The 1,225-nt window shown below is 41.3% G+C and carries 2 protein-coding genes; both read left to right on the plus strand.

The window, feature by feature from the left end; translation table 11 throughout:
* The coding region (locus E0L21_RS24645) for an RHS repeat-associated core domain-containing protein (RefSeq protein ID WP_235855304.1) at positions 1-679 on the plus strand (679 nt) is incomplete at its 5' end.
* A gap of 17 nt (positions 680-696) precedes the next feature.
* Positions 697-1,131, plus strand: coding sequence for a hypothetical protein (locus tag E0L21_RS24650; RefSeq protein WP_235855305.1), 435 nt, complete (start codon positions 697-699; stop codon positions 1,129-1,131).
* Positions 1,132-1,225 lie beyond the last annotated feature (94 nt).

Below are 1,225 nucleotides of genomic sequence, written 5' to 3' on the forward strand. Positions count from 1 at the left end.
TGTCTGGCAGGGCGTTTCCACCACCTGGGGACGCAGCGAGCGGGAAAACAGCAACGCGGACTGGGACGTGCCGCAGAACCTGCGATTCCAGGGCCAGTACCTCGACCGCGAAACCGGACTGCACTACAACACCTTCCGTTACTACGACCCCTGCGGCGGACGCTACACCCAGATGGACCCGATAGGGTTACTGGGTGGGTTGAATACGTACACGTATGTGGTGGATCCGATGGTGTGGGTGGATCCGCTGGGGTTGAGTAGTTTTGATCCATTTGCTCACGGCGAAATAACCGATTTTCCTGCTGATTTGCATTTTGGGCAAAACAGGATCGCTCCTAAATTTAGTAATATTGGTAGCCAGGCGGCAGATTCAATCGCGGGAAGACCAATATTAGATGTTGCCGAGGATATTCGGATGGGGAGAATTAGTCCTGATACATTTGTTATTTCGTACACAACGGATCCGATAACAGGCAAGGCTGTGACGTTAAACAATAGAGGGTTGGCTGCATTAGTTGAGTCCGGAAAATTCCCTCAACATGCTATATATGTTCCATATGAGCATGTTCCTAAACACTTGGTTGAAGACATTAAATATCGACCACCATCAAGAAGTATTAATATAACAAGGAATAAAGATGGTACGGGCCTTGTGAAAACGATTGGTAAATGTATCTAATTTTAGGAGGGATTTTTATGATATTAGCACCAGAAAAGTTAAGCTTTAGAATTTCAACTACAGATATTGAAGTTATTTATACAGAATCCAATGGTGTAAAGTTAACGGTTGAAGTTCAGAGTTTGGATGATTTTAGACATGATAAATATCATGAAGTTACGTTTAATTTTAGTAATGTCGCTGAGGTTAAATGTGTATCTTTGAACTTTTCCGAGTTTAATCATGATGAGTACGAAATTAGTCTGAAAATTGATGATCCTCTTACTTATTGGAAGCAAACGGGAATAAACCCGGATCCCGGAGTTTACTGCGTTACTAACTCTGAATTACTGAGAGATAAAGGATTGGTTTATGATCCAAATAATCGATTGAATCTTAAACATTATTTAATAATGGGTTACGATAGTTATGCTGAAGTAATTGCATCTAAATATGAATTTAGCGGTATATAATCCTATGTGATTAAAAAATATTTATATTTTAGTGACGTAATCGCCATAAGGAACCTCGGTTTCCCGGTTTTTACCGGGCAACCTGCTGAAACGG

The sequence above is a fragment of the Kosakonia quasisacchari genome (genome assembly GCF_004331415.1).
GTDB classification, from domain to species: domain Bacteria; phylum Pseudomonadota; class Gammaproteobacteria; order Enterobacterales; family Enterobacteriaceae; genus Kosakonia; species Kosakonia quasisacchari.

Excerpts from the sequence above, each read along its gene's own strand:
- E0L21_RS24650 (WP_235855305.1), top strand. The coding sequence starts at position 697 with ATGATATTAGCACCAGAAAAGTTAAGCTTTAGAATTTCAACTACAGAT.